This is a genomic window from Epilithonimonas tenax DSM 16811, assembly GCF_000428485.1.
Taxonomy (GTDB): Bacteria; Bacteroidota; Bacteroidia; order Flavobacteriales; family Weeksellaceae; genus Epilithonimonas; species Epilithonimonas tenax.
The window spans coordinates 1-1,060 of the sequence record NZ_AUAA01000109.1; the positions used below are offsets into that span (position 1 = coordinate 1).

Below are 1,060 nucleotides of genomic sequence, written 5' to 3' on the forward strand. Positions count from 1 at the left end.
AACGTTAGCGGTCAGGCTACGAGCGAGAGAGAAAACAAACGGAAATTACAACTAAAAATGAGCAAATTTACTTGGGAAATTATTCAAAATCAATCAGACGAAATTTTATCGTGCGGTCTGAACAAATTGAAAAATCAACCATTTTGCGACACTTCGAATGTTAATGAAAAAGGATTTGGAAATTATCTAATATCACTTGACAAAATTCCGTTCTATGTTGGAGAAGGAAAAGAACTTACTAAAAGACTTAAACAACAATTCAAACCAACAACATCAACTTTTTACAAGAATTTTGAAAAACTTCGTTTAGCAAATCAACTTGTAAAACCAAAAACAATTGAAAGTTTTAAAATCCAGTTTATATCTACAAAAATTGGGCGAAAAGAAGTTGAAGAATTTGGAATTGTAAACTTACCTACAAAACTCAACAGTTTCCAACTTGACAAAAGACAAAAATTTAAAATTGCAGATCAAAAAGGGCTTTGGAACGCTGTTCAAGAAAATTTTGAAGAGCTTTTGAAAGAAGGAGAAATTAAAGTTTTAAAATCTGCATTTACACCTTGGTTTGAAACAAAAATTATTTCTTCAGCAGGACTTTATCTTGTAAAAGACAAAACTGACAAATTAATTTACATTGGAGAAAGTTCAAACATTGGAGAAAGAATTAAAACACATAGCGGACGAACATATTTTTCAGCTTTAAGACGACACATTGGAACTGATATTTTGGGTTTTAATCTGCAAGAAATCAAAGGAAAAAAACGGTATTTTAGCGAAACAGAAGATAAAAAAGTAACTGATTTTTTAAAGAATTGTAAATCTACTGTTTTCCCTGTTGCATTTGGACGTTACGAATTAGAAGAATATTTAATAAAAAAACATAGACCATTATTAAACCGAAAAGACAATAAAGACTAACAAACAAGCCCGAACCGCTAACAGGCGTTTGGCAAGATTGCGAATTTTGTAGTAAATTCACGTTTATTTCTCGCAAGAAATTTTATATTTAACAGAAAATAATCGGTTCCGAAGTTCGCAACCTCGCCAAGCGCCGGAACGT

General features: G+C 31.5%; 1 protein-coding gene. It reads left to right on the forward strand.

Features of this window, described 5'->3' with window-relative positions; all coding sequences use genetic code 11:
- On the forward strand, positions 1–918 hold a 918-nt coding region (locus F564_RS19720; RefSeq protein ID WP_034982029.1), incomplete at its 5' end, for a GIY-YIG nuclease family protein.
- Positions 919–1,060 lie beyond the last annotated feature (142 nt).